20 protein-coding genes are annotated in these 20572 nt (G+C 65.5%); 15 read left to right on the plus strand and 5 right to left on the minus strand.

What is annotated here, in order from left to right:
- Positions 1–5: 5 nt before the first annotated feature.
- Entirely contained in the window at positions 6–1214 is a 1209-nt protein-coding gene (locus tag LB518_RS04015; protein WP_224573303.1) for an MFS transporter, read from the minus strand.
- A gap of 101 nt (positions 1215–1315) precedes the next feature.
- On the opposite strand from LB518_RS04015, the gene LB518_RS04020 reads away from it, so the two are divergent.
- Positions 1316–2089: a DeoR/GlpR family DNA-binding transcription regulator gene (locus LB518_RS04020; RefSeq protein ID WP_224573305.1), complete on the plus strand. Its 774-nt coding sequence runs from the start codon at positions 1316–1318 to the stop codon at positions 2087–2089.
- A gap of 10 nt (positions 2090–2099) precedes the next feature.
- On the opposite strand, the gene erpA is transcribed toward LB518_RS04020, so the two are convergent.
- Positions 2100–2438, minus strand: a complete 339-nt coding sequence (gene erpA / locus LB518_RS04025) for an iron-sulfur cluster insertion protein ErpA (RefSeq protein WP_224573307.1) — start codon at positions 2436–2438, stop codon at positions 2100–2102.
- Between the two features lie 120 nt (positions 2439–2558).
- Between erpA and LB518_RS04030 the strand changes: the two genes are divergently transcribed.
- The 14 genes from LB518_RS04030 (at position 2559) to LB518_RS04095 (ending at position 18302) form a co-directional block, all read left to right on the plus strand.
- The gene (locus LB518_RS04030; RefSeq protein ID WP_224573310.1) at positions 2559–3749 is read left to right on the plus strand and encodes a deoxyguanosinetriphosphate triphosphohydrolase; all 1191 of its coding nucleotides are present in this window, start codon (positions 2559–2561) and stop codon (positions 3747–3749) included.
- 44 nt (positions 3750–3793) lie between these two features.
- Positions 3794–5548 (plus strand): arginine--tRNA ligase, encoded by a 1755-nt coding sequence (gene argS, locus LB518_RS04035; RefSeq protein ID WP_224573312.1) that lies wholly within the window; start codon positions 3794–3796, stop codon positions 5546–5548.
- A gap of 62 nt (positions 5549–5610) precedes the next feature.
- Positions 5611–7290: an SPOR domain-containing protein gene (locus LB518_RS04040; RefSeq protein WP_224573324.1), complete on the plus strand. Its 1680-nt coding sequence runs from the start codon at positions 5611–5613 to the stop codon at positions 7288–7290.
- Positions 7291–7435: 145 nt separating this feature from the next.
- Positions 7436–8470: a beta-N-acetylhexosaminidase gene (nagZ, locus tag LB518_RS04045; protein ID WP_224573326.1), complete on the plus strand. Its 1035-nt coding sequence runs from the start codon at positions 7436–7438 to the stop codon at positions 8468–8470.
- Between the two features lie 8 nt (positions 8471–8478).
- Complete coding sequence (locus LB518_RS04050; RefSeq protein ID WP_224573328.1) at positions 8479–9297, plus strand: segregation and condensation protein A; 819 nt, start codon at positions 8479–8481, stop codon at positions 9295–9297.
- Positions 9290–9961: an SMC-Scp complex subunit ScpB gene (gene scpB, locus LB518_RS04055; RefSeq protein WP_224573331.1), complete on the plus strand. Its 672-nt coding sequence runs from the start codon at positions 9290–9292 to the stop codon at positions 9959–9961. The genes LB518_RS04050 and scpB overlap by 8 nt, the downstream gene beginning before the upstream one ends.
- A gap of 48 nt (positions 9962–10009) precedes the next feature.
- A complete protein-coding gene (locus LB518_RS04060) occupies positions 10010–11149 on the plus strand; it encodes an ABC transporter ATP-binding protein (RefSeq protein WP_224573333.1) in 1140 nt (379 codons plus the stop codon).
- A 99-nt stretch (positions 11150–11248) separates the two neighbouring features.
- A complete protein-coding gene (locus LB518_RS04065; protein ID WP_224573335.1) occupies positions 11249–11482 on the plus strand; it encodes a twin-arginine translocase TatA/TatE family subunit in 234 nt (77 codons plus the stop codon).
- A 79-nt stretch (positions 11483–11561) separates the two neighbouring features.
- Positions 11562–12299 (plus strand): Sec-independent protein translocase protein TatB, encoded by a 738-nt coding sequence (gene tatB, locus LB518_RS04070; protein WP_224573337.1) that lies wholly within the window; start codon positions 11562–11564, stop codon positions 12297–12299.
- Entirely contained in the window at positions 12299–13117 is an 819-nt protein-coding gene (tatC, locus tag LB518_RS04075) for a twin-arginine translocase subunit TatC (protein WP_224573339.1), read from the plus strand. The genes tatB and tatC overlap by 1 nt, the downstream gene beginning before the upstream one ends.
- A gap of 333 nt (positions 13118–13450) precedes the next feature.
- Positions 13451–14983, plus strand: coding sequence for a serine--tRNA ligase (serS, locus tag LB518_RS04080; protein WP_224573341.1), 1533 nt, complete (start codon positions 13451–13453; stop codon positions 14981–14983).
- A 30-nt stretch (positions 14984–15013) separates the two neighbouring features.
- Positions 15014–15778 (plus strand): 5'/3'-nucleotidase SurE, encoded by a 765-nt coding sequence (gene surE, locus LB518_RS04085; protein ID WP_224573342.1) that lies wholly within the window; start codon positions 15014–15016, stop codon positions 15776–15778.
- 235 nt (positions 15779–16013) lie between these two features.
- Positions 16014–16703 carry a protein-L-isoaspartate(D-aspartate) O-methyltransferase gene (locus tag LB518_RS04090; RefSeq protein WP_224573343.1) on the plus strand — a complete coding sequence of 230 codons (690 nt, stop codon included), beginning with the start codon at positions 16014–16016 and terminating at the stop codon, positions 16701–16703.
- Between the two features lie 204 nt (positions 16704–16907).
- On the plus strand, positions 16908–18302 hold the full coding sequence (locus LB518_RS04095) for a peptidoglycan DD-metalloendopeptidase family protein (RefSeq protein WP_224573345.1): 1395 nt from the start codon (positions 16908–16910) through the stop codon (positions 18300–18302).
- A gap of 54 nt (positions 18303–18356) precedes the next feature.
- On the opposite strand, the gene LB518_RS04100 is transcribed toward LB518_RS04095, so the two are convergent.
- From LB518_RS04100 to secF, 3 genes are read right to left on the minus strand one after another with little or no spacing between them, the layout of a single operon-like run.
- A complete protein-coding gene (locus tag LB518_RS04100; protein ID WP_224573347.1) occupies positions 18357–19199 on the minus strand; it encodes a phytoene/squalene synthase family protein in 843 nt (280 codons plus the stop codon).
- A gap of 12 nt (positions 19200–19211) precedes the next feature.
- A complete protein-coding gene (locus LB518_RS04105; RefSeq protein WP_224573349.1) occupies positions 19212–19616 on the minus strand; it encodes an Mth938-like domain-containing protein in 405 nt (134 codons plus the stop codon).
- Positions 19617–19622: 6 nt separating this feature from the next.
- On the minus strand, positions 19623–20567 hold the full coding sequence (gene secF / locus LB518_RS04110) for a protein translocase subunit SecF (RefSeq protein ID WP_224573351.1): 945 nt from the start codon (positions 20565–20567) through the stop codon (positions 19623–19625).
- Positions 20568–20572 lie beyond the last annotated feature (5 nt).

The raw sequence follows: 20572 nt of genomic DNA on the forward strand, positions 1-20572 counted from the left end.
CAGACCTAGAAGGCGTCCTGATGCGCCGAGGCCTTGGCGACAGCTTCGCCTTCCGGCTTGGGGCGAACGGGTTTTTTGCCGAGCGAGCCGGCGGTCAGGAAGCTGACGACGACCAGCGGCAGGCCGAGCCCGAAGGCCGAGCGGATGCCCCAATGCTCGGCGACGAAGCCGAGCAGCGGCGGCCCGAGCAGGAACACGACGAACGCGATCTGCGTCAGCGCGGCGACATTGATCGCCGCGGGCCGGTCGGTCCGCTGTGCTGCCGCCGAGACCGCAAGCGGGAACAGCGTCCCGGAACCGACGCCAAGCATCGCGAAACCAAGCAGCGACACTGCCGACATCGGCGAGAAGAACACGAGCACGATGCCAACGGCCATGACGACGATCAGCGTGCGTGCCACCGCTGCCGGCGAATGGCGATCGACGAAGCTGTCGGCGAAGAAGCGGGTCGTTGCCTGGCAGAAGGCAAACACGGCGACCGCGAACGCAGCGAGGAAAGGCCCCGCTTCGAAGACGTTGCGCATATAGATGGCCGACCAGTCGAGGCTGGCACCCTCCATGAGCATCGCCGACAGCGTCACCGCGACAAGCACGAGGATGGCCCCGGTCGGCCGCGCGAATTTCGGCGTGGCCGTTTGGCTTGTCTCGCGCTTCGGCGAGGGCTGGTAGCCGCCGAGGAACACCGTGACGCCGAGGATGGAGATCAGCACGACCAGCGCGAGATGTATTTGCACCGGCACGCCGAGATGGGCAACAACCCCGCCGAACAGGCCCGCGCTGAAGAAGCCGATGCTCCAGAAGGAATGCGCGCGGTTCATGATCCGCCGCCCGACGAGGAACTCGGTGCGGTCGGCCTCGACGTTGAGAATGATCTCGACGCAGCCGAGCAGGACGCCGACCGGGAACAGCAGCAGGAAGAAGGCGAGCGGCGAGGGGGCATGACTCGCGATCGCATAGCCGAGCGCGACGAGCGGAATGAGCGGCAGAAGTGCCCGGCGGAAGCCGATGCGCTCCAGAAAAGGTGCGGCAACCGTCAGCGAGACGAGCGTGCCGAGCGGCGTTCCGATCAGGCTGAGCCCGAGCGCGCCTTCCTGCACGCCCATGGCGGCCTTGATGTCCGGCAGGCGCGGGAAGATGTTGCCCATGCTGAAAGCGTAGACGGCGAACGCCGCATAAATGCGGTGCTGAGGTCCGAGCGGCAGGCCGAAGCGCATCGCTATTCTCGATCGAAGGAGGGCGGGAGGCGGGCCGAAGCAGCACCCTGGGGGAGGCGAGATATTGCATGCTCCGCCCAATCATGCAAGAACGTGCATGAATGGGTGTAAACATTCATATCCTCGCTGAGGAACGCTACCGGGTTATCCGTGACCTGCTGACGACGCATGGGCAGGTTCTGGCGAACGACCTCGTGGCGCGCTTTGGCGTTTCCGAAGACACCGTCCGTCGCGACCTGCGCGAACTGGCACGGGCCGGGGCGTGCCGCCGTGTCTATGGCGGCGCTGTGGCCGCCGCTCCCGATCTTGGCCCGGTCGGCGTCCGTGCCACCATCGCGCCCGCGGTCAAGGCGCGGCTGGCTGCTGAAGCGGTCAAGCTTCTGGTGCCGGGCCAGTTCGTCTTCATAGACGCAGGCTCGACCAACATCGCTATTGCACGCGCGCTGCCGCCGGGCATGGAACTGACGGTCGCCACGAATGCGCTCGGCGTCGCCAGCGTTCTCGCCGATAATCCCGATGTGAAGCTGATCGTTCTTGGTGGCGCGTTCGAGGCCTCGACAGGCGCCTGTCTCGGCGCCGACACCGTGCGGGCCATTGATGGGCTCAGCGGCGACCTGACATTTCTCGGCGCCTGCGCGCTCGACGCGTCAGCGGGCGTGACGGCCTTCGATCCTGATGACGCCGAGGCAAAGCGGGCGATGGTCCGCAACAGCCGAAGCGTTGCCGTGGCCGCGATCGCCGACAAGCTGGCGACGGCCGCGCCCTATCGCGTCGCGCCGATGACGGCGGTGGCCCATCTCGTCACGGAAGCGTCTGTACCAGATACGATGACGGCCGAGATCGAGGCGCGCGGCGCGATCGTTCATCGCGCTTGAGCGCAACAGATCAGATGGCGAAACTGGTGCCGCAGCCGCACGAGGACGTGGCGAGTGGGTTCTTGATCTGGAACGATTGGCCGATCAGGTCGTCGGCAAAGTCGATCTCCGAACCTTCCATGAAGGGGATCGAGACCGAATCGATCAGCACAGTCGCGCCGTTCTTCTCGAGGACGAGATCATCGGGATTGCGCGCCGTATCGAGATCGAAGCCGTACTGGAAGCCGGAACAGCCGCCACCCGAAACGCTGATGCGCAGCGCCGTGCCCCCCGCTTCCTTGGACAGGATACGGGCGATGCGCTTGGCGGCCCGGTCGGAAAGCGTGATGTCGAGCGTTGCAGTCGTCATGAGGTTGTTCCGTTGCCGGCCTACCTTTGGCAGGCCCTTCGCGATAGTTAAGAACGCGATCGGCAGTGTCAATGCGCCGAATGGAAGGGTGGCGACAGCGTGGAGCGGGAATTCGACGGATTGATCGGATTCGGCGGGTCGGACCGGGCGCCTTTTGCCGCCGATCCCGAGGCAAGCCGTGGCCGCCTCCACCGCGAGCCGGCGAGCCCGACGCGGACGCCGTTTCAGCGCGACCGTGACCGCATCATCCATTCGACGGCCTTTCGCCGTCTGAACAACAAGACACAGGTCTTCCTGTTTGACGAAGGCGACCATTTTCGCACTCGCCTGACTCATACGATCGAGGTGGCGCAAATCGCGCGTGCGCTGGCGAGGGCATTGCGCCTCGATGAAGACCTCGCCGAAGCTGTGGCTCTCTCGCATGATCTCGGCCACACGCCCTTCGGCCATGCCGGCGAACGGGCGCTTGATCGCGTCATGACGCCTTATGGCGGCTTCGATCACAATGCGCAGAGCCTGCGCGTCGTCACCAGGCTCGAACGCCGCTATCCGGATTTCGACGGCCTCAACCTCGCCTTCGAGACGCTGGAAGGGCTCGTCAAGCATAACGGCCCGCTGCTGGCGCCGGGTGCCGATCCGGCGACGCTCCCCGCTGCCATCCGGGCCTATTCCGCCGAGCAGGATCTCGAGCTTTCCACCTTCGCCTCCGCCGAGGCGCAGGCGGCGGCGATTGCCGACGACATCGCCTATGATGCGCACGACATCGATGATGGCCTTCGCGCCGGGCTTCTCAGCATCGAAGGGCTGCGCGAAGTCCCGTTTCTCGCGAAGATCATGGCGGATATCGAGCGTGCGCATCCAGGCGTTGCCGGGCCAAGGCTGATCAACGAGATCGTCCGACGGGTCATCACGCGCATGATCGAGGACGTCATCGGCGAGTCGCTGCGCCGGATCGAGGCTGCAGAGCCCGCGTCGATCGCCGATATTCGCCGCCTCGGCCGGCCACTCGTCGGATTCTCGCCGGAAATGGCCGCTGCCGATCGCGCTGTGAAGGCTCATCTGAAGCATCGTGTCTATCGCCACGAGCGGGTGATGGCGGTCATGCGTTCGGCCGAGCATGTCGTCGAGCGGCTGTTTGAGCGTTATTTGGGCGACGAAGCCGCTCTTCCGGACGAGTGGCGGCCATCGTCAGATGATGCCGATCCAGTCCGCCGCGCGCGCCGGATCGCCGACTTTCTGGCCGGCATGACGGATCGCTATGCGCTCCGCGAACATAAGCGCCTGTTTGACGCATGGCCCGATTTGGGCTAGGCGCCAGCATCCCGTAGAGCCTCGCCGAAAGCGTCCGCCCGATCATGAATATTTTCCGCGACTTCACCGCGCGCGTCACATCGGCCGTCGAGGTCATCCTCGCCGCCGGAGGCCATGCGGGCACGGATCTTCAGCGCGTTGTCGTCGAGCCGCCGCGCGATGCTGCTCACGGCGATCTGGCGACCAACGCCGCCATGGTCCTGGCAAAGCCGCTCGGGCTGAAGCCACGGGATCTCGCCGAGGCCATCGCCGGTCGGCTGCGCGACGACGGGGACGTCGCCTCGGCGGATGTCGCTGGCCCTGGCTTCATCAACATCACGCTTTCGGAAGGCTATCGCGCCGAGGCGCTGCGGGCGGCGATCCTCGCCGGCGCCGCCTATGGCCGCAGCACGATCGGCAGCGGCACCAGCGTCAATGTCGAATATGTCTCGGCCAATCCGACCGGCCCGATGCATGTCGGCCATTGCCGTGGCGCGGTGGTGGGCGATGCGCTTGCCAACCTGCTCGCCGCCGCCGGCTACGGCGTCACCAAGGAATATTATATCAATGACGCCGGCGGCCAGGTCGATGTCCTCGCCCGCTCGGCCTTCCTGCGCTATCGCGAAGCGCTGGGCGAGACGATCACCATTCCCGAGGGACTTTATCCGGGCGACTATCTGAAGCCGGTCGGCGCGGTGCTGGTCGAGCGCTTTGGCGATGCGCTCCTGGCGCAAACTGAGGCGGAGTGGCTGCCTGTGGTCCGGCAGACCGCGATCGACATGATGATGGCGATGATCCGCGACGATCTCGCGCTTCTCAATGTCCATCACGACGTGTTCTTCTCGGAAGCCTCGCTCGCCGGGAGCAATGGCGGCAAGATCAAGTCCACCATCGATGACCTGACGGAGCGCGGCTTCGTCTATAGCGGTACGCTGCCGCCGCCGAAGGGCCAGCTTCCCGACGATTGGGAAGATCGCGAACAGCTCCTGTTCCGCGCGACCGATGTCGGCGACGACATCGACCGGCCGCTGGTCAAGTCCGATGGCAGCTACACCTATTTCGCCGGCGATGTCGCCTACATGAAGGACAAGGTCGATCGGGGCTTCAAGCGCCTGATCTATGTCCTTGGCGCCGACCATGGCGGTTATGTGAAGCGTCTTCAGGCACTTGGCCGGGCTCTTTCAAACGGGACTGTCAGCGTCGAGGTGCTGCTCTGCCAGTTGGTGAAGCTGTTCCGGGCCGGCGAGCCGGTGCGCATGTCGAAGCGCTCTGGCGATTTCGTGACGCTGCGAGACGTCGTCGAAGAGGTCGGCCGCGACGCGGTGCGATTCATGATGCTCTACCGCAAGAGCGATGCGCCGCTCGATTTCGACTTCCAGAAGGTCACCGAGCAGTCGAAGGACAATCCGGTCTTCTACGTTCAGTATGGCCACGCCCGCGCTGCATCGATCTTGCGGAACGCTGCGATCGAGGTTCCGGACATCGACCTTTCAGCGCAAAGCCTTGCCGGGGCTGACCTTTCGATCCTTCAGGATCAGGGCGAGATCAGCCTGCAGCGGCGGCTCGCCGAATTTCCGCGCCTCATCGAGGGCGCCGCGGAGTCGCACGAGCCCCACCGCGTCGCTTTCTTCCTCTACGAGCTTGCCGCCGAGTTCCACCAACAGTGGAACCGAGGCAAGGATCTGCCGCAATTACGCTTTATTAACGCTGATGAGCCAGCATCGACCATGGCTCGGCTTGCCCTTGTTCATGCCATAAAGCAGGTGCTGTCATCCGGGCTCGATGTGCTTGGCGTGAGCGCGCCCGACGAGATGCGCTGAGCATTTCATCGCGAGCGTTATTTCGGCCCGCTTGAGAGCGGGCAGGCGGAGAGTGTAACGCGATGGCAGATCGCTTTGACAAGTCTTTTGCGCGCCGTCCGGCGGGCGAGGTTCCGCGTCGTGATGACACGGCCGACCTTCCCGAGGACGATCCGCTGGTAGAATTGGCCCGCATCGTTTCGGGCAATGAGAGCTTCGACCAGATCCTCGGCTCGCGTTATCAGCCGCAGGAGGCACCCCTCCGGGCGGCACCCCGTTCTGCGCAGCCGCCGCGCGATACCTCGTTCGACCTTGAGGCTGAGCTGCTGAACGACCTGCATTCCTCGTTCGACCCTGGTGCACGATCGGCGCCGGCCCCGCGTGCGCCAGAGCCGCGGGCCGCTGAACCGAGGATGTCCCAGCCGCGCGCGCCGGAGCCGGTCCGGGTGCCGCCACGCGCTGCTCCTGAGGCGCCGCGCGTCGACGATTTCGATCATATGGCTGTTCGCCCTGGCGCGCCCATTGCGCCGCCACGCGCTGCGATGCCGGCATCACCTGCGCCCGACCCCTATGTCGCCTCGCCGGATTTCGGTCGCGGCCGTGTTCCGGAATCCGTGCAGCGTCGCCCTGTCGCGCCGCCGGCCCCTCCAGTTCCGCCGGCTCGCGATGACGATGATTACGGCGACGAATACATCGACGACGACGATCTGCGCGCCGATTACGATGGCGGCGACGACGGCTATTTCGATGATCCAGATTTCGAGCCCGAGCCCCCGCGCCGTTCGCGCAAGATGCTCATAACCGCCGGCGTGGTTCTCGCTGTGCTGGTCGCCGGCGGCCTCGGCGCCCTGGCGCTGAAAGGGCGGTCTTCGGTCAGTGGCGGCGGCACGCCGCAGGTGATTGCGGCGGACCAGAGCCCCACCAAGGTCGAGCCCGCCGTTCAGCCGACGCAGAACCAGGATACGCAGCAGAACAAGCTGATCTACGACCGCGTCGATCCCGACAAGTCGTCGCCGGACCAGCTGCAGATTCCTGATGATGGCACCGCGGATGCGACCGCGCAGTCGAACGAGAGCCAGGCGAGCCGCGAGATTTCGCGCATCATCCTGCCGGGTGGGCCAGGCGACCAGTCGACGAGCCCGGCCGTTCCGGGGGGCGACAATACAGCCGACACCGGCGACGATGCCGGCCCGCGCAAGGTTCGCACTGTTGTCGTGAAGCCGGACGGCACCATCGTTTCCAGCGAAGCCACGCCGCGTGGCGGCGCGCCGGCGTCAACCGATGTCGCCAGCGCCAATCCGCCCGCCGCGACCGCCATGCAGACGCCGACAGCGAGCAGCCTCGACACCCCGCCTGCTGTCGCAGACGACACCCCGCCCGCTGCGGCCACTGCCAAGGACACCTCGCAGCTTTCGGCTCCCGCCCCCGCAGAGCCCGAGGTTGCTGCTGCACCGACGCCGGTTCCGGCAACGCCCGAGCCTCAGCCTGCGGCGCCGGCTGCAACGCCTTCGAGCGGCGGTTTCGTGGTCCAGGTCTCCTCGCAGCGCACGGAGGCTGCCGCGCAGACGGCCTACAAGAACCTGCAGCGGAAGTTCCCGAGCCTGATGGGCGACCGCCCGCTGGATATCGCCAAGGCCGATCTCGGCGCCAAGGGCATTTATTACCGCGCCCGCGTCGGCCCGATGGCGACACGCGACGAAGCCGTCAATTTCTGCGAGCAACTGCGCGCGGCCGGCGGGACCTGTATCGTCCAGAAGAACTGATCATCTCTTGTCCGGCCGCCTCAGCCGTCCGTTGCGGACAGCGGGCGGCCGGTCTTGCTTTCGGCCGCCGAAGCGCGGAACGCTAAGGAACTGGGACGCTCCGCCGAATCGCGGACCGTCGAGCGCATGAGCGAGCATCGCCAGAATGACAGCCAAGGCCTTCATCTCCGGCTGCGCCGGGACTGCTCTCACTGCCGACGAGATCGCCTTTTTCCGGGAGGCGAGGCCTTGGGGCCTCATTCTCTTCAAGCGCAATATCGGCACACCGGAAGACGTCTGCGATCTCGTCGCAACCTTTCGCGAGGTTCTGGGCGATCCCGAGCGGCCTGTGCTCATCGATCAGGAAGGCGGACGGGTCCAGCGCATCGCGCCGCCTTTGTGGAAGAGCCGCCCGGCCGTGCGTTTCGCCGGAACGCTCTACGCAAATGATGAGGCTGCCGGGCGTCGCATGGCCTGGCTGCAGGGTCGGCTGATCGCGGCGGATCTCGCCGATCTCGGCATCACGGTCGATTGCCTGCCGGTGCTCGATGTCGCAACCGCCGAGACCCATCCCGCGATCGGCGATCGTTCTTACGGCCACGACCCCGACATGGTCGCCATCCTGGGCGCGGCGACCGCCGAGGGCCTTTTGGCCGGTGGCGTCCTGCCGGTCATGAAGCATATGCCCGGCCATGGCCGCGCGGTGATCGACAGCCACCACGCCCTGCCGGAAGTCTCCGCCAGCCTCTCCACCTTGCAGAAGACCGACTTCGCGCCATTCCGGGCGCTGGCCGCGCTGCCGATGGCGATGACCGCTCATATCGTGTTCAAGGCGATCGATCCCGACCAACCGGCGACGACGTCGAGCAGCGTGATCGAGACGATCATTCGCGGGCAGATTGGCTTTGATGGACTCTTGATGAGCGATGATCTCTCGATGAAGGCCCTCGGCGGCGATGTCGGCGAACGCGCCGCGCGGGTCATCGGTGCCGGCTGCGATATCGTGCTCCACTGCAATGGAGACATGGCTGAGATGCGCGCCGTCGCTGCCAGCGTGCCGATGCTCGAAGGCCGCGCGGCCGAACGCGCCGCCGCCGCTCTTGCCCACCGGACTGCCGCGCATCCGTTCGACCGCGAGGCGGCAGAGGCCGAATTCATGATCCTCGCCGAGCGGTCGGGCTTGCCGCCGGCCGTCAGCTGAGGCGCCCGATGGCGGAAGCCGCGCGCGGCGAGGGCAGCGGACCGGAAACCTGGGAACGTCCAGACAGGCCGAAGGCGGACGCCGACGCACCGCTCGTCGTGGACGTCGACGGTTTCGAGGGGCCGCTTGATCTGTTGCTGGCGCTGGCCCGCAACCAGAAGGTCGATCTCGCGCGCATTTCCATTCTGGCGCTGGCCGATCAGTATCTCGCTTATATCGAGGAGCTCAGAAAGCTGCGGCTTGAGCTTGCGGCCGATTATCTCGTGATGGCGGCGTGGCTGGCCTTCCTCAAATCGAAGCTTCTTCTGCCCGAACCGCAGGCGGGCGACGAGCCGAGCGGGCAGGAGCTGGCGGCGGCGCTCGCCTTTCGCCTGCAGCGTCTCGAGGCGATGCGCGATGCGGCGGCGCGGCTTGTCAACCGCGACCGCGCCGGCCGCGACGTCTTCCCGCGCGGCGCGCCGGAACCGGTCGAGCTCCTGCGCCGAAGTCGTTACTCCGCCTCGCTTTTCGAACTTCTTTCCGCTTATGCCGCACAGCGTCAGCGGCAGATGGTTTCGATCGTCCATGTGCGCCGCCGCCAGGTCTGGTCCTTGGCCGAAGGACGTGAACTGCTCGAGCGGATGATCGGTTCGATCGCCGAATGGACGCCGATGGAGGTCTTCCTGTCACCCTATCTCGTCTCGCCGGAGATCAGGCCGAGCGTGCGGGCCAGTGCCTTCGGCGCCAGCCTCGAACTGGTGCGGGAAGGCAAGCTGGCACTGCGCCAGGATGGCGCGTTCGCGCCGATCCTGCTCCGCGATGCCGCAGCGAGGGACGATGATGGCTGAGCCCACCGCGATCACGTCGCTTGCCCCCGAAGCGCAGCGCATGGCGCTCCGCATGGTCGAGGCGATTCTCTTCGCGAGCGCCGAGCCGCTTTCCGCCGACGAGATCGCCTCGCGGCTGCCTGATGGCAGCGATGTCGCGAGCCTCCTGCGCGAGTTGCAGCACGCCTATTCCGGACGTGGCGTGACTCTCGTGAAAGTGGCGGGCAAATGGATGTTTCGGACGGCGGATGATCTCGCCTTCCTGTTGCGGCGTGAGCAGGACGAGCCGAAAAAGCTCTCGCGCGCGGCGCTGGAAACGCTGGCGATCATCGCCTATCACCAGCCGGTGACGCGGGCCGAAATCGAGGAAATCCGCGGCGTCTCTACATCCAAGGGCACGCTCGACGTCCTCCTGGAAACGGGGTGGCTGCGCATGCGCGGTCGCCGCAAGACGCCTGGGCGGCCGATTACCTATGGCACGACCGAAGACTTCCTGATCCATTTCGGCCTCGAATCGGTCGGCGATCTGCCTGGTCTCGAGGAATTGCGTGGTGCGGGCCTGCTCGATGGCCGCATTCCGCCGGGCTTCTCCGTTCCCGAGCCGCGTGACGCGCCCGATCTGACCGAAGACGAGGACCCGCTCGACCCGGAGGATCTCCTGCCCTCGGCGCTTCGAGAGGATTGAGCCCCTCAATCCTGTCGACCTCGGCGTTCCTTCAGGCTAAACCGCAGCATGACCGCCAATATACCAGCCACCGCCAGCGCCTCGCCGGAAAGCGCACCTTCGCTCGAACGAACCGCATGGGGGCGCCGGGGAACCGCCGGCGTCACGATCGCAGCGCGACTCGGCTTCGAGGATGTCACCCATCATTATGGCAGCGAGATTTCGCTGCGCGGCATTGATCTCTCGGTCGAGCCGGGCGAGGTGGTCTCGCTTCTTGGTCGCTCCGGCTGCGGCAAGACCACGCTTCTACGCGTGACGGCCGGGCTCGAAATGCCCTCGGGCGGCCGGGTGACCATCAACGGCCGCGAGATTGCCGGACCGAAGACGCATGTGCCGCCCGAAAAGCGCGGCATCGGGTTGATGTTCCAGGATTATGCGCTGTTTCCGCATATGACGATCCTGAAGAATGTCATCTACGGACTTGCCTCGACGCCGCGCGCCGAGGCGGAGCGGCAGGGTCATCGCTCGCTTGCCCGTGTCGGTCTCGAGGGCTTCGCCTCTGCCTATCCCCATGAATTATCGGGCGGTGAACAGCAGCGTGTCGCGCTGGCCCGCGCCATAGCGCCGCGTCCGGGGGTCCTTCTGATGGACGAGCCGTTTTCCGGCCTCGACAAGCGCCTGCGCGACCATGTCCGCGACGAGACGCTGGCCATCATCCGGGAGACCCGGGCGACCTGCATCATCGTCACGCATGACCCGGAAGAGGCGATGCGGATGAGCGACCGGATCGCGTTGATGCGGGCCGGTCGCCTGCTGCAGATCGGTACGGCGCGTGATCTCTATGAGCGGCCGGTCGATCTCTACGCGGCCCGATTCTTCTCGGAAATGAACGAGTTCGGCGGCATTGTGCGCGGCGGCCGGGTCGAAACACCGGCCGGGACCGTCGATGCGGGGGCGCGCGGGGAGGGCAGCGCGGTCACGGTCGGCATCCGCCCGCAGGGCATTCGCCTTGGCGATGAAGGCGTCGCCGGACGCGTCGTCGGCCATCGCTTCCTCGGCGAGGTCGACCTCTACGACATCGCGGTCGATGGCAGCGACGTTCCGGTCAAAGTGCGCACGCGCGGGCCGGTGCCCTATCGGATCGGGGACACCGTGTCGATCGCGCTCGAGGAGCGCGACGTGCTCGTATTTGATAAAGCCGTACAATAGCCCTACATGCCGCGTAGGATGAGGTCAGGTTGCGGCAGCGGGACGGGTCTGCGATAGTTCGTTCCGGCTGCGCCGCAGAAGGCGCTTTGGAGAGGGTTCATGGGTTCGCTTAGCATTTGGCATTGGCTGATCGTTCTGGTGATCGTGCTTTTGCTGTTCGGCAAGGGCAAGATCTCGGACATGATGGGCGACGTCGCAAAAGGCGTGAAGAGCTTCAAGAAGGGGCTCGCGGATGACGACGAGACGGTCGTGCGTCCGACTGGCAATATCGACCACAAGCCCGCCGACATCGTCACGCCGACGACCGACGAAAAGACGCGCGCCAGCAGCTAGCATTCGAGGAGCCGCCGGACATGAGAGACCGCCGCGTCGTCGACGGGGCGTGGTTTTGCGTGTCGGCGGGCATTGATCGATGTTCGATATAGGCTGGAGCGAAATCCTGATAATCGCCATCGTGGCGATTGTCGTGGTCGGGCCAAAGGACCTGCCGCCGATGTTGCGCGCGGCGGGCCGCATGGTCTCGAAGTTGCGCAAGACAGCGGGCGAATTCCAGAGCCAGTTCAACGAGGCGCTGCGTGAAGCAGAGCTCGATGGCGTCAAGGATTCGCTGAACGAGTTGCGCGGCCTCAATCCGATGAACGAGATCCGCAAGCAGCTCGACCCGATCCAGGCAGCGCTCGCCAAGCCCGAGCCTGTGGCAAAGCCCGCGCCGGATCCTGTGCCGCCGCCGATGGATCAGCTCGCCCAGCCGATGACCGACGCCGATCTCGTTCCGGCTGCCGATCCGCTGCCGGTCGATCAGGCCGCTCAGGCGGAGAAGAAGCCTGCTCGGAAGCGGAAGCCGAAGGCAGACGTCGCCGAGGGCGAAACGCCGCCCGCGCCGAAGCGTGTCGCGAAACCGAAAGCGGCTGAAGCTGTCGCCGAAGCCGAGGTTGTCGCGGCGGTGAAGAAGCCGCGCGCGCCGCGTGCCAAACCCGTGGCCAAGGCTGCGCCGACGACCTCGTCACCGGCTGCGGAGCCTTTGCAACTCGACCTCGCCTCGTCGCTCAGCCCGCCGGCTGCGCCGCTCGCGCCGATGGTTCCGGCCGCCCCGGCCAATGAGATCGCTGCTGCGCCGACCCCCGCGCCGCCGACTGAAGAGCGCAGTTGATGACCGACCAGCCGACGCAAGAAGACGAGATCGAAGCCAGCCGCATGCCGCTGCTCGATCATCTGATCGAGCTCAGGCAAAGGCTGATGTGGGCGATCGGGGCGATCCTGGTCGCCTTTCTGGTCTGCTTCTATTTTGCTGGCACGATCTACAACATCCTCGTCATTCCCTATGAATGGGCGGTCGGCCCGGCACAGGACGTCAAGCTGATCTATACGGCGCCGCAGGAATATTTCCTGACGCAGATGAAGCTGGCGCTGTTCGGCGCAGTGTTTATCGCCTTCCCGGTCATCGCCTCGCAGATCTACAAGTTCGCCGCGCCCGGCCTCTACAAGCATGAGCGCCGCGCTTTCGTGCCCTATCTGATCGCGACGCCGATCCTGTTCTGTCTCGGCGCCGCGCTGGTCTATTTCCTGATCCTGCCGCTGGCGCTGCATTTCTTCCTGTCGTTCCAGCAGACAGGCGGCAACGGCAAGGCTTCAATCGAGGCGCTGTTCAAGGTCAACGAATATCTCGGCCTGATCATGACGCTGATCCTGGCCTTCGGCACGGTGTTCCAGCTGCCGGTGATTCTGACGCTGCTCGGCCGCGCCGGCATCGTGTCGAGCGAGATGCTGAAGTCGAAGCGGCGCTACGCAATCGTCGTCGCCTTCATCATCGCCGCCGTCCTGACGCCGCCGGACATGATCAGCCAGATCTCACTCGCCGTACCGGCCATCCTGCTCTACGAGATCTCGATCTTCTCCGTGCGCATGATCGAGCGCCAGCGGAAGGCTGCTGAAGCAGCAAAGGCCGCGGCCGACGCGAAGGGCGAGTAGGGGCGGGCGCGGTCGTCGTCGTTCCCTTCGCCGATAACACTCCGCCGTCACGCCCGGGCTCGTCCCGGGCATCCACGTCTTGCTCTTGATGTCGGGGACATCGCCGCGTTTCATCAAGCAAGTCGTGGATGGCCGCAACAAGTGCGGCCATGACGGCCTGAGCGTTGAAACGGCCGGCGACACATCCGAGGGCAGCTCCTGTAGAACCGCGAGCCCCCGCGCACTCGCTCCGGCCCGCGAGATTGACCCGGCGGGTTGATCCCTGTCCCGTCTCCCTCTATCCCTCAGGCGCCGCCGCGCATCTGTGGACGGCGTCAAGCCGAGACCCCTGTCATGCTCGATATCAAGTGGATCCGCGAAAACCCCGCCGCCTTCGATCGCGCGCTGTCGCGTCGTGGCGCGCCGCCGGCCGCCGAGGCGATCCTCGGCCTCGACGAGGAGCGGCGCGCGCATGTCCAGAAGGTGCAGTCGGCGCAGGAGCGGCGGAATTCGGCCTCCAAGGAAATCGGCAAGGCCAAGGCTGCCAAGGACGAGGCGACCGCTGCCGCGCTGATGGCCGAAGTCGGCGAGATTAAGGAATTTCTCGCTCATGCCGAGGAGAAGGAGCGCGAACTCGACACGGCGCTGAACGGCCTCCTCGCGACGCTGCCGAACATCCCTCTCGACGACGTACCGAATGGCAGGGACGAGCACGACAATGTCGAGAAGTCGATGTCCGGCCAGAAGCGGCTCTACGACTTCGAGCCGGTCGAGCATTTCGAGATCGGCGTCGCGCAAAAGCAGATGGATTTCGAGACGGCCGCCAAGCTCTCCGGCAGCCGCTTCGTCGTGCTGAAGGGCGGTCTCGCCCGGCTCGAACGCGCGCTCGGCCAGTTCATGCTCGATCTGCACACAACGGAACACGGCTACACCGAAGTCCAGCCGCCATTGTTGGTGCGGGATGAGGCGCTCTATGGCACGGCGCAATTGCCGAAATTCGAATCCGACCTGTACATGGCTCGCAGCCCTTTCGCTCGAGAGCTTGAACACTGGAAAATGGCTAGGGAAGATCTCGCGGCCACTAAGCGCACTGCAGAAGATAAGCTTTGGGTGTCATTGAATGGTGGCGATGCTCTTTTCGCCATAGAAGCTGAGACCTCTGAGAGCAGCCCTGCGGTTGTTGAGCGACAGCGCGATATTCGAGTACTGGCTGATGATTTAGAGAAGCTGGATCGCAAGATTGCAGATTTTACTTCCAAAGCGGAAAGCGCAGGCGCAGGTCTCTGGCTCATCCCGACTGCCGAAGTCCCGCTGACCAATCTCGTTCGCGAATCCATTCTCGACGAGAAGGAACTGCCACTCCGCTTCACCGCGCTGACGCCGTGCTTCCGTTCGGAGGCGGGTTCGGCCGGGCGCGATACGCGCGGCATGCTGCGCCAGCATCAGTTCAACAAGGTCGAGCTGGTCTCGATCACGACGCCGGAGACCTCGCTTCACGAGCATGAGCGGATGCTCGGATGTGCCGAGGCTGTGCTGCAGGCGCTGGAGCTGCATTACCGCGTCGTGACGCTCTGCACCGGCGACATGGGCTTCGGCGCGCAGAAGACCTATGACATCGAAGTCTGGCTGCCGGGCCAGAAGGCCTATCGCGAGATCTCGTCCGTTTCGGTCTGCGGCGATTTCCAGGCGCGGCGCATGAATGCGCGCTATCGCCCGGCAGGCGATGCCAAGGGCACGCGCTTCGTGCACACGCTGAACGGTTCCGGCACGGCGGTCGGCCGCTGCCTGATCGCGGTGATGGAGACGTTCCAGAACGGCGATGGCAGCGTCACCGTGCCCGCGGCGCTGCGGCCCTATATGGGCGGCGTCGAAAAAATCTCCGCTTGAAGGCAAGGCTTTCCGCTTGAAAGAATGACGATGCGCATCCTGCTGACCAATGACGACGGCATCCACGCGCCGGGCCTCGCGGCACTTGAGCGCATCGCACATGCGCTTTCGGATGATGTCTGGGTGGTGGCGCCTGAGACCGACCAGTCGGGTCTCGCGCATTCGCTGACGCTGAGTGATCCGCTCCGCCTGCGCCAGGTTTCGGAAAAGATCTTCGCGCTGCGCGGCACGCCAACGGACTGCGTGATCATGGCTGTGCACAAGGTGCTTGGCGGGGTGCCGGATCTCGTGCTGTCGGGCGTCAATGCCGGCCAGAACGCCGCCGACGACGTGACCTATTCGGGAACGGTCGCCGGCGCCATCGAGGGGACGCTGCTCGGCATTCCCTCGATCGCGCTCAGCCAGGCTTCGCACTCGGTCGATGGGCGGCGGACGATCGCCTTCGAGACCGCCGAGCGCCATGCGCCGGCCATCATCGAAAAGCTCGTCGCGCACGGGGCGCCGCGCGGTGTGCTCTACAACGTGAATTTCCCGGGCTGCCCCGCCGAGGCGGTGACCGGCCTCAAGGTCGCGGTCCAGGGCGTCGTCAGCCATGGCCTCGCGATCGAGGAGCGCACAGACGGGCGCGGCAATCCCTATTTCTGGCTCAAATACCAGCGTGCGGCGCAGGAGCACGATGCCGGGACGGATATGCACGCGATCACGCATCGGGCGATTTCGGTCACGCCGCTGCGGCTCGATATGACCGCCTATGACGAACTGGCTGGCCTCAAGATGCTGTTTGGCGATTCCTGAGAGGCTGTTTGAAAAGTCGGCGGCTGAGGGCGGCCCGAGGGATTTTGGTGGCGCAGCAGGAGATGATCGAAGGCGATATCCTTCGATATCGGCGAGATCATTGACGAACTGCGGCGCGAAAAGACCCGGCCGACCGACCCGACCGATTTTTCAAACAGCCTCTTAGGTTGCACTAACAACCCGTTTACTAGTGCTGGTGCATCACTCGTCACAAGAAGGCGAGGGCGCGTAGCGTATGGCACTCGGGGCGGTCCAATTCCATCCGGCGGATGATTTCGACGACGGGACGCGGATTCCGATCGCCGAGTTCCTGTTGCGATTGCGCCAGATCGGCATCGTCGACCGCCAGATCCTGGCCGCCCTCGAAGCCGTCCCGCGCAGCCTGTTTCTCGATGGCGAGGCGCGGCATGGACCGCTCTTTGCCGAGCGGCCGCAGCCCATCGCCTGCGGCCAGCAGAATACGCCGCCGATCATCGTAGCCCGGATGCTGAAGGCACTCGCCCTGACCGGGCGCGAGCGTGTGCTCGATGTCGGCACGGGGACCGGCTATCTCGCCGCCGTGCTCTCGATGTCCGTGCGGCATGTCTACACCGTGGAGCGCTTCCGCACGCTGGCCGGCGCGGCCGAGGCGCGGTTCGCGGCCATTCGAAGCGACAGCATCACATCGGTGTTCGGCGACGGCATCCACGGCTGGTCCGAGAAGGCGCCATTCGATCGGATCGTCACCACGGCCTCGGCGCCGCAGCCGCCGAAATATCTCATCGATCAGCTCGCGCCGCATGGCGTCATGATCATGCCGGTCGGCCCGGCCGATGGCCTGCAGATGCTGACCCGCTTCCAGCGCGTCGATCGCAGCATCGAATCGACGCCGATCTGTCCCGTGCGCTTCGTGCCCGTGATTCCCGGCAAAGCCGTCCGGCTCTGACGCGCCGGCGCCCGGGGCGGGTTGTCCACATCCACATCGCGAATTGGTTGACGGACATTCGTGGCGCCCATGCCGCAGGTCTGCCGCGATCTCAAGGCGCCGCTTGGGCTTTTCGAAGACGAATCCGAGTCGCTTAAGCCTTTGTCAACGTTACCGCTGTCTACTCGCGACATCGAAATTTTGTGGCGTCGAGAGTATTCACCGATGCGTAGAAGCGTTCTCTCTGTTCGGTCCCGCGTTCTGAGCCAGGTTGCGGTTATCTCCCTGCTCGCAGGGCTGACAGCTGCATGCAGCGGGGATGCATCGCGATTCGGTATTCCTGCCTTCACCGGCAGCACCGCGAACCAGAAGGCGATCATCGGCGGCGACCAGCCGATGCCGGCCCCGGTTCAGCCGAGCCCCTATACGCCGCCTTCCCAGGTCCAGCGTTCCGATATTCCGCCGACATCGGCGCAGCAGGATGCACTCCTGCCTGGCGTTGCGCCCGGCGAGCGGGCGGTGGCCACGGCCGCCGAGCCGCAGCCCCTGGCCCGTCCGGCTGCAACAGCCGCCGTCGCCAGCAAGGGCGGCTGGGATACGGCCGGCGGCACGGTCGTGACGCTCGGCAATGGCGAGACGCTGTCGTCGATCTCGCGCCGCTATGGCGTGCCGGTCAAGGAACTGGCCCGCGTCAACAACATCTCGGATCCGTCCGCCGTCGGCATCGGCACGCGCATCACGATCCCGACCTATGGCGTCGCCGGAGCGGTTCCGAAGCCCGTCGCGGCGACTGCGGAAGACAAGAAGCTGGCGAGCGCCGAGGCATCGACCTCGCTCGGCGGCCTGCATACCGTGACGCCCGGCCAGACGCTCGATCAGGTCGCGCGGCTCTATAATGTGAGCCCCAAGGAAATCGCGGCGGTCAATCATCTGAACGCCGCCGACACGCTGAAGAGCGGCCAGAAGATCAAGATCCCGGGGCCCACGCCATCCGGCACGGTCGCGATGCGTCCAGATCCGGCGCGCAAGCCCGAGCAGGCCAAGGGCGACGACCCGGAAGGCACGCCCGTCGCTGCGGCCAATCCGCAAGTCGACGTCCCCGCGACGACCGCTTCGATTGCGCCCGTTCCGAGCAACACAGCTGCCGGCGATGCGGCCAAGGAAATGGCCGCTGCCGCCAAGCCGCAACCCCCGGCCGATCAGACCGCCTCTGCCCCGGTCGCCGACGCACCGTCGACGAATGGCACGTCGTTCCGCTGGCCGGTGCGGGGCCGTATTATCGGCTCGTTTGGCACCGCCGCGACCGGCGAGCGCAATGACGGCATCAACCTCGCGGTGCCGGAAGGCACATCGATCAAGGCCGCCGAGGCCGGTACCGTCATCTATGCCGGCAACGAGCTCGAGGGTTATGGCAATCTGGTGCTGATCCGCCATGCCAATGGCTGGGTCTCGGCCTATGCCCATAACAGCCAGATCCTGGTGCAGCGCGGCGATACCGTGCGCCGCGGACAGATCATCTCGCGCGCCGGAACCTCGGGCTCGGTCAGCGCGCCGCAGCTCCACTTCGAGCTCCGCAAGGGCTCCAAGCCGGTCAATCCGATGGATTACCTGCAGGGCTGATCCGCGAAAGAAGCGCTTGAAATTCGAGGCCGGCCGGGGAAAACCGCGCCGGCCTCAAATATTTCCGCGCCGGGCCGCGCGCCAGAGCCGCCACTGCACCTGCCATTGCGGCAGCGCGACAGCCGTCTGGAACGGGTCGTAGCCGCGCTTTTCCATCCTGAGAAGCGTCGGCTCGACGAGAGCCACGGGCAGGAAGGCCGGCAGGAGCGCAGTGTCGAGCCGCCCGATCGCGGCTCGTGCCTTGTCGCGATGGCTGCGGGCGATCGCGCGCATCTCCGCAAGGAGCGCCATCAGCGCCGGCGTCGCGCGACCCGCGAAGATATCCTCGGCTTTGACGCCATGCTTCGCCATGAGGTGGGCGGGCAGATAGAGCTGCTGCCGGCGCGCGTGCCAGGGCAGGGCGCGCAGAAGCCCGGTGATCGCCTGTGCGACGCCGGCGTGGCCACTGGCATCGGCGCTGCCGGGATCGCGACCCTTGGCGAGGACCAGCGCGCCACACTGGATCAGGGCTGCGGCGGTCTCGCCGGCATAGCCTTCGAGATCGGAAAGGCTCGGCATCGGATCGTTGTAGAGATCGAAGACGCGCGCCTCGATGAGGTTGATGAGCGCGGCGCGTGGCAGGCTGTTGAGGCCGATTGTCTCGATGAGCGCTGCGGCGACCGGATTGCCGGCGACCTCGCCATTGGCCGTGCCTTCGAGCAAATCGCGCCACCATTGCAGCCGGATCTCGCCGGGCAGCGCCTCGCTGACACGTTCGCGGACGCGGGCGATTTCGAGATTGAAGGCATGCAGGGCGAAGAGGTAGCGCCGCTCGCTCTCGGGCGCGAAGAGATCGGCGAAGAAGCGCTCGGGGTCGTGCTGGCGGACTTCACTGGCAGCGAAGGCAAAGGCGTCCATCGGCTTGGCCGCTCAGGGCGCGATCAGCGCCGCCGCGACCGATCGGCCCTCGGCGAGCAGGATGTTGTAGGTACGCACGGCGGGACCCGTCGCCATGATCTCGACGCCGATCGACGCCTCGCGGAGCGCCTGGCGGAGCGGGGCGGAGATTGCGGCGATGTCGCGTCCAGTTCCGATGACGAGCACGGCGATGGCAGACGCCTCGTCGAGGACTGGCGCCAGCGTCTCGGCGTCGAGTTCAGCGGCGCTTTTCGGCGCCCAGCCATAGATCCCGCTCGGCAGCGCCAGGATCGAGCCCGGATGCGCCATTTCGGCAAAGCGGAAACCCGCTTCGCCGCCATAAGCATCGATCGGCACCTGCTGCGGCAGATGCTGCTGGCGCGGAACGATCGGCGCGGGGCGTTTGAAAAGCGCCATGGCCGGTCAGGCCTTCTGCGGCGCCGCGCCCTCGTCCTTCTTCTTGTCGTTCATCGCGTCGGAGCGGAGGCCGAAATAGATCAGCACCGGAGCCGCGACGCAGATCGACGAGAAGATCGCCGCGATCACGCCGAAGATCATGGCGAGCGTGAAGGCGCGGATGACCTCGCCGCCGAAGATGTAGAGCGAGAACAACGCGATCAGGGTCGTCATGGTCGTGATGACGGTTCGGCCCAGCATGTCGTTGATGGCGCGATCGATCAGGTCGCCAAGCGAGATCTTCTTGTATTTTCGGAGCGTTTCGCGAATTCGGTCATAGACCACGACCGTATCGTTCAGCGAGTAGCCGACCGTCGTCAGAATAGCCGCGAGCGAGGTCAGGTTGAATTCGTGCTGCGTGACCACATAGAAGCCGAACGTCATGACGACGACATTCGCCGCCGAAATGATACTGCCGACGGCGAACTGCCATTCGAAGCGGAACCACACATAGATGGCGATCGCCGCGAAGGTCACGAGCATTGCGAGGCCGCCATTGAAGGCGAGTTCGCCCGAAACGCGGGGACCGACGATCTCGATGCGCCGGAATTCGGCGGTATCGCCAATCAGCCCGCGGACCTTGCTGATCGCGTCCTGCTGCGCAGATTCGCCGCCCGGTTGCTGGCCGACGCGGATGAGGATCGAATTGTCCTCGCCGATCGTCTGAACCTGCACGTCGCCGATGCCGAGGCCGTTGAGCGAGCCGCGCAGCTTGCCGAGATCCGGCTTCGGATCCTTGGTCTGGATCTCGATGACGGTGCCGCCGAGGAAGTCGATGCCGTAGTTCGGGCCGATCGCGAAGAACAGCACGACCGACATGATCGACAGGAAGGCGGCGATCGGGAACGTCCAGCGCCGCATGCGCATGAACGGGATTTTGGTGTTGTCCGGGACGAGGCGAAGATGGCGCATGATGA

The sequence above is a fragment of the Mesorhizobium sp. BR1-1-16 genome, from assembly GCF_020165495.1.
GTDB lineage: Bacteria > Pseudomonadota > Alphaproteobacteria > Rhizobiales > Kaistiaceae > Kaistia.